Here is a 7,313-nt window from a genome sequence, read left to right on the forward strand (position 1 = left end):
TGTTTTAGATGATGAAACAATATCATTAAAAACAGGCCTTAGCATTGATGAAATAAAGAAACTAAGATTAAATTAAAGTAATTAAGAAGTAAAGTAACAGTGATAACCTGAAATGGTGGTATTGCTGTTATTTTTTATTTGAAAAATTATACTTATAATTAATAAATTAAGGGTCAAATCACCTTACGAGCTAATGAGTATAGTAGATATAAAAATTAAAAATAAACCTAATCAACATGGATATTTGTATTTAAAATGCTTGATAGATGATTCAATAAAATTTCAATCTACTATAAATGCTTACACAGAAGATAAGATATGTATTTATGAAGAACAAGAAGATGATAGAAGTACAAGTTATGATAAAACATTAATAAATATTAATGTAATAAATGAAAGTAAAAGTAAGATAATATTTAATGGAATAGTACAAAATGTTAAGACAAGCAATGTAAGTGGAGTTTATTATATAGAAATACATGCACTTACATCAAGTTTTGAATTAGACATAAAAGAAAAGAGTAGATCATTTCAGAATATACACATGACATATGATGAAGTTATAGGAATAATACTAGGGGATTATTCAGGCTATGGTTTTGTTCAATGCGTGGGAGAAGGACAAGCAATAGGAAAACCTTTATTTCAATATAAAGAAACAGATTGGAACTTTTTAAAGAGAATAGCAAGTCAGTTAAATTCAGACTTATACTGCGATATAATTGAAATACGAAATATGTTTTATTTTGGTAGGCAAAGCAAAGCTAGTTATGAACTTGAAGATATGACATCTTATAAAGCTTACAAAAATTTAAAAAGATTTCATGAAGCAGGCGGAGATGAAGTTTATCATGACACTGATTATTTTTATTATGAAATAGAAAGAAGAGATAAGTTTGAAGTTGGAGATAACATTTGGTTTAAAAATAAACAACTTTATGTAAATCAATATTCAGCCTATTCTTTAAAGAATGAACTAATTTATAAATATAGATTATGTAGAGAAAAAGGAATATGGCAAACAAAATTATATAATTCACTTTTAGGAGGGGCATCTGTTGATGGAAAAGTTCTTGCAGTAGAGGGAGAAAGGATAAAGATTCATTTAGATATAGATGAAAATCAAAATGAAGAAGAAGCTTTTTGGTTTAGATATGCACCTCCAACAACCAATATAATGTATGCAATGCCAAACATTGGAGAAAGTGCAAGGCTCTATTTTCCAAGTGAAGGTAATGATGAACCAATTATTACAGGTTGTGTAAGAAAAAATGGAGATAGCTGTGAAAAAGCATCTGATCCAACTAATAAATATTTTCAAACAGAACATGGCAATGAAATAGAAATGACACCAGGAACATTAAATATGAATGGTGGATGTAAAGAGCCACTTAGTATAAGTTTTGATGATAATGTAGGAGTAACACTTAAGAGTCATAAAAATTTAAGCTTAAATTCTGATGGAGAAATAATAATAAAAACTCTAAATAACGTAAAGATAACTTCACAAAGTAGAATTTTAATGACAAAAGGAAATACATCAAATGGAGTTTCAATAGAAAATGAATTTCATGTTTTAGCTGGAAACGTAATAAAAAATGGAAGTGATAGAACTCCATTTCCAGCATTTAATGATGAACCACAAGCTGCACCACCACCAGAACCTCCAAAACAAGAAAACCCAGAAATTAATATTGGTGCTTTAGTATCCGGAGTTATAGCAGCAGTAGCAAAAGTTAATGCTTGTAGTAAAGATGGGAAGATGTCACAAGATGATGCTGAAGAAATAGTTGATATGTTATGTAAAGCATTGGTTGGAGCCTTTATAGCAAGGATTGGTACAGGCTCATCCAACTCAAAGAATGATGAAAAGGTAAAAGAATTCTTTAATAGTTGTACTAGTACACCTAATGTAAATCCTAAATTTGAAGATAATACTCTTCCTTTAGAAGCATATTTGATTAACAAGGAATATTTTAATCTTAAAACATCAATTTTAAAAGGGAGTGCTAAAGCAGAAGCAAGAGCCAATATTTTTGAAGATGGAAAACTTAGGCCTAATCTTAAACTTGGTGCAGAAGAAGAAATGAAAATGGTTGAATTTTCAGCAGAAACCAAAAGATTTGGTGATAAAGATTTTGGGATACAATTGGATGGAAATGTTACTGGAATTAAAGAAAAGGCAGAACTAGGAGTTTATTTTGGAGAGAATAAAGATACTGGAAAGTTTGATTGTTGTGTAAAAGGAGGTGCTATTGCAACACTTTCAGAGGCTACAGCTACTCAAAAATTTACAATATTAGGTGCTGAAATAGAAATTGAAGAAACTGGATATGCTGGGGGCATTGGAGCAGAGGGGAAAATAGGGCTGGATAAAGGTAAAATGAAAGCGAAAATAGGAGCATGTGAAATTATTGGAGGAAGTGTATCATTATCAATAGGAGTGGCAGATTAAATTTTGTAATATAACTTAGAGTAAGTAAGAACATCATAATTATATTATACAAGGAGTTGATAAATATGAAGAAATCAAAAGAAGTATCATTAGACTTTAGAGAACTAAAATTTTTACTTTTTAATAAAAAAAAGTGTAGAATTTGTGGAACAAAAATGAAAAAAATTACAAGTGAAGAATATATAGGTATAACAAGATGGGGGGAATATAATACTGCTAGAGAAGCTTATGAAGTAAAATTTTTTTATTACTGCTACAAATGTGATAAAAAATTTTTATTAGAAGAATTAGTGAGTAAAAAATAATATCTATAAATAATTTTATTTGTTTACAATGTTAGTTTTTCACAAAATATGAGTATTTTCAAGAATTTATTTTAAAGGAATGATATATATAGAAGAATTATTTAAAAGATATTTATTAATAGAAGAAAAAGTTTTATGGTCAGGAAAACCTGATACTAAAAATTTATTTATGAAAGAGGATATATTTCCAACTATATTTGGATGTAGTTTTATTATTGCTCATTTAATTTGGGAAGTAATTTCAATAAGAATAATAACCGGTTCAATAATTCAAGAAAGTGTTAAACCTAGTGATGGGATTATAAGTGCTTTGTTTGGACTACCATTTATTTTTATAGGATATTATCTTACAATTGGAAGAGTTATAAAGAGAAAGCTTAACAAGCAAAAAATATTATATGCTATAACTAATAAGAGATTATTAATATTTGAAATTGGAAAAACTGAGAAAGTTATTGCAAAATATATTAATCAAATAACTAATATTGATATAGATATTAATAAGAATGGAAGAGGAACAATAATATTTGGAGAAAATAAATCATATAATAAATTTTATGATTTATATGATTCAAAAAATGTTTATGAATTGTTAAACAGTTTAATAAGCCAGTTATGATAAAAATGTAATATCTATAATTAGACAAGTGATTTATAAATAGGAGTATAATTAAGTATGAAAAAATTATTACCAATAGGATCAGTAGTATTATTGAAAGATAGTGATAAAAAATTAATGATTGTAGGTCGTTTGCAAAAACAAGTAGGAGATGAAAAAGAAATTGGGTATGATTACTCTGCTTGTTTATATCCAGAAGGAAATTTAAGACCAGATAGTTTATTTTTGTTTAATAATGAACAAATCGAAAGGATTTATTTTATAGGATTTCAAGATGAAGAGGAATTAGAATTTAATAAAAAGCTAAGTGATTATATTAATAAGGATATAAAATAGTGATTAAATGTAATTTAAAATGGAGAAATATAAGATGAATAAATTAGAAAAAGTATCATTAAATTTCAAAGCGTTTATAGTGAGTTTAATAATTTTATTGAGTATGACAAGTATATTGAGTGGATGTGAAGTACAAAATAAAAAAGCTAATGTAAATAGTGAACAAAATATAGAATTTGATAAAAACAAATTATTACCAATAGGATCAGTAGTATTATTGAATGATAGTGATAAAAAATTAATGATTGTAGGTCGTTTGCAAAAACAAGTAGGAGATGAAAAAGAAATTGAGTGGGATTATTCAGCTTGTTTATACCCAGAAGGAAATTTAAGACCAGATAGTTTATTTTTGTTTAATAATGATGTTATTGAAAAAGTATATTTTATAGGTTATGAAGATGAAGAAGAAGTTAAATACAGTGAAAAGATAAATCAATATAGAAATAATAAAAAGTAGATTATATAGTATAAAGAACAATTTTAAAGGGGCTGTCGCACTAAATAATTGGTGCTCAGCCTCTTTTGCATATAAAAATAAAGTCCAAACTTAATTGAGTTTGAGCTTTATAGTAAGATATCATTATGAGAATAAAAAATATTTTACAAAAAGATTATACCTTGAATCAGAAGTTTTATTAATTAAAACTTCCATTAAATCTTGATTATATGACACAGGCTAATGATTCAGTGCGTTTGCTAAGTCGATTTATAGAGGAGATGAATTTAACTACTGAAAAAGATAGAGTAAAAGTTTCTTTAGAACTTGATGGAAGTCCAACAGAGCGTGACGGTACAAGATGGTTTGAATTTGCAACAATATTTTCACAGCCTAATGGGACAGGCTGGTATTGTATGCCTGAAATAGAGGATATAGTTAGATTATATTTCCCTGATAATGAAGAAAAAAATGCATATGTAATAAGTTCAATGCATTATGAGGGAATTGATGATAGTAAAAGAAGTGATCCATCAGTGAAAAGTATAAGTACAAAGTATGGAAAAGAAATTGTTATGAGTCCTGGTTCTGTTGAGATAATAGGAAATGGTAATTTGCTTATGAGATTAACAGATGAAGGTGGAATAGAAGTAAACAGTGATAAAAGTATAGTGATGAATGCTGGAGGAGATGTATCAATAAGTGGAGGTGGACAGGTAACAATACAAGGTGATGCAGGAATTAATTTAACTCAAGCAGGAGCAAATATGATAATACAAGATGATGTGATAATGAGTGGAGGAAAAGTAAATATTCAAAGTTAGGAAAAAATTAAGGGTGATAAAGATATGATAATACAACCAGATAAAGAAAAAATATTAAAAGAATTTGAAGAAAAGTATGTTCATAATAGATATATTACTGAATTTGAAAAAATAATGGAGCAATATAAAACAGATAGAGAGAGTATTAAGGAAAATTTGACTTCAAAGTTTAACTCTATATGTAAAGAAGCTATTTTACTTCAGGAAAAAGAGTTGAAAGGGGAAATAAGGTATATTTATTTTTCAATGCTTAGAACAAAGATTCTTGAAGATAAAGCGCAATGGAGAATTGATTTCTATGATAAAAAATGGTTTTTAGATAAAGAGGAATGTTCTATAAATATAGATTTAGATTTTATTTATGAACCTTTATTTAATCATATGAAGGAACTTTCAGATAAGAAAAAAGAATATGGAAGAACTATTAAAGAAAAGGATATAGAAATTATAAAGTTAAGAGAAGCAAACGCTTATCATTGTTTTGCTTTATATGTAATTAAAGATATGTTAAAAAGTTTTTTAGAATGTACAGAGTATAAAGAAATGAAAAAGACAGAAGACATAGTTATTATGGCAGGAGAATACATGGATAAGGCAATTACAATATATTCTCAAAAGAGGCTTTAATAAAAATAAATATATTACAGTTTTAAAACATAGCTAATTATTAAAATTTATTAATTATATATAAGCATAGAAAGGAAAAGGATGGATTATTTTTTATTAAAGCAGCATGAAGAGTATACAAATGCACCAATGTTAATGGATGTATTTAATAATATTGATGTTAGAAATATTAATTTATTAAATGCTCATAAAATTGAAGATATAGTTATTTTTAATGTTGAGTGCAATGATGAAACAGAGTTTTTAGATATCCTAGATAGAAATTTATTTCTTATTTCAAAAAAAATGAAAAAAATAATTGAAAAGTATGATTCAGAACTTTTATTTAAAACTATTCCTTTAATAGATTTACCTCATGAAAGACAAGAAAATTATTATATGCCAATATTTGAAGAAGTGGAATGTTTAAGTGAAAAAGCTGAATTAAATTTAAATAAAACTGTAGTGAAAAAAATTATATTAGATAAAGAAAAAATTAAAGATAAAAAAATTTTTAAAATAAAAGAGAGTGAAAAAACTTTGGTAGTAATAAGATTAGATGTTGCAGAAAGTTTGATTAGAAGAGAATTTAAAGGGATGTGTTTAAAAAGATTAGAAATTGATAACTAAAAAATGGGAGATGATGAAAGTGGCACAGGCATATGTAGTTAGAGGAGCTAAAATGAAATGTGATAAAGGAACTCATAAAAAAAGAATAAATCTTCCTGCAAGTCATGGTTCATATTCAAATGGAAATCCAATAATGAATGAAAGTGATAATGTTGTAGGTGAAAATATAAGCAGTTTTGGAATATGCAAAGGAAATTGTCCTTCAAGTGAAACTATTACTTTAGTGAATAAAAAAGGAAGAGCAATAACGGGGAAAAAGTGTCAGGTAAAGATATTAAAAGAGTGGATGAATACTAAAGAGGACACTTTGGTTGATGGAGCACCAGCGTTAACAACAGATTCAACATTGATATGTGCTTATGGAGGAATAATAAAATTTATTACAGATGGTCAGGATTAAAAAAATGGCTATGTTTTAAAACAGTGTTGATATTGTAGTATAATAGCGAACTGGCATTGGAATTTGCTTTTTAGAACTCTTAATAAAGATTTGTACAATTAATTGCTTGTCAGCAATCTTTGATTGGGAGCATGCATTAATTGGACTAAGCTTTATTTTAGAGTTCTTAAAGTAAATTCCCCTGTCCATGAACGTTATACTACAATATCAACATTCACTTAAAACACAGCCAAAAAAATTAAAATATTAAGGGGGGAAATAGATGGGGGAAATTAACAAGTTAAGGGTAAAATCACCATATGAGTTAATGAAGATAGTAGATATAAAAATTGAAAATAAGCCAAATAAACATGGATATTTGTATTTAAAATGTTTGATAGATGAAAGTATAAATTTTAATTCTACTATAAAAGCTTCCACAGAAGATGAAATATGTATCTATGAAGAACTAGAGGATACAAATAATGAGAATAAAAGTACAAGTAGTGATGAAAAGATAGTTAATATAAATGAGGTTAATGAAGGAAATAGTAAAAGGTTATTTAATGGAATAGTTCAAAATATTAGGACAAGTAATGTAGACGGAATATATTATTTAGAAATTCAAGCTTTAACTTCAAGTATCAAATTAGATATAGAAAAAAAGAGTAGATCATTTCAAAATATTGATATGACATATGATGAACTTATAAATGAAATAGT

General features: G+C 26.8%; 8 protein-coding genes and 2 pseudogenes. All 10 read left to right on the forward strand.

Translation table 11 applies throughout. From position 1 onward, the window contains the following. Positions 1-193: 193 nt before the first annotated feature. On the forward strand, positions 194-2,455 hold the full coding sequence (locus tag KYD98_RS18480) for a hypothetical protein (protein WP_308462477.1): 2,262 nt from the start codon (positions 194-196) through the stop codon (positions 2,453-2,455). 65 nt (positions 2,456-2,520) lie between these two features. Then, positions 2,521-2,760, forward strand: a complete 240-nt coding sequence (locus KYD98_RS17825; RefSeq protein WP_219781400.1) for a hypothetical protein — start codon at positions 2,521-2,523, stop codon at positions 2,758-2,760. Positions 2,761-2,839: 79 nt separating this feature from the next. Continuing rightward, positions 2,840-3,379 (forward strand): hypothetical protein, encoded by a 540-nt coding sequence (locus KYD98_RS17830; protein WP_219781401.1) that lies wholly within the window; start codon positions 2,840-2,842, stop codon positions 3,377-3,379. A 57-nt stretch (positions 3,380-3,436) separates the two neighbouring features. After that, entirely contained in the window at positions 3,437-3,715 is a 279-nt protein-coding gene (locus KYD98_RS17835; RefSeq protein WP_219781402.1) for a DUF4176 domain-containing protein, read from the forward strand. A gap of 34 nt (positions 3,716-3,749) precedes the next feature. Beyond that, positions 3,750-4,172 carry a DUF4176 domain-containing protein gene (locus KYD98_RS17840; protein ID WP_219781403.1) on the forward strand — a complete coding sequence of 141 codons (423 nt, stop codon included), beginning with the start codon at positions 3,750-3,752 and terminating at the stop codon, positions 4,170-4,172. Between the two features lie 266 nt (positions 4,173-4,438). Then, positions 4,439-4,975 (forward strand): annotated as a pseudogene (locus tag KYD98_RS17845) (phage baseplate assembly protein V); the annotation flags it as partial. A gap of 24 nt (positions 4,976-4,999) precedes the next feature. Next, positions 5,000-5,602: a hypothetical protein gene (locus tag KYD98_RS17850; RefSeq protein WP_219781404.1), complete on the forward strand. Its 603-nt coding sequence runs from the start codon at positions 5,000-5,002 to the stop codon at positions 5,600-5,602. Positions 5,603-5,683: 81 nt separating this feature from the next. Continuing rightward, positions 5,684-6,211, forward strand: a complete 528-nt coding sequence (locus KYD98_RS17855; protein WP_219781405.1) for a hypothetical protein — start codon at positions 5,684-5,686, stop codon at positions 6,209-6,211. A gap of 13 nt (positions 6,212-6,224) precedes the next feature. Beyond that, positions 6,225-6,611, forward strand: a complete 387-nt coding sequence (locus tag KYD98_RS17860) for a DUF4280 domain-containing protein (RefSeq protein ID WP_219781407.1) — start codon at positions 6,225-6,227, stop codon at positions 6,609-6,611. Between the two features lie 262 nt (positions 6,612-6,873). Further along, positions 6,874-7,313, forward strand: a pseudogene (locus KYD98_RS17865) (late control protein D); the annotation flags it as partial.

The sequence above is a fragment of the Clostridium weizhouense genome, assembly GCF_019431045.1.
Taxonomy (GTDB): Bacteria; Bacillota; Clostridia; order Clostridiales; family Clostridiaceae; genus Clostridium; species Clostridium weizhouense.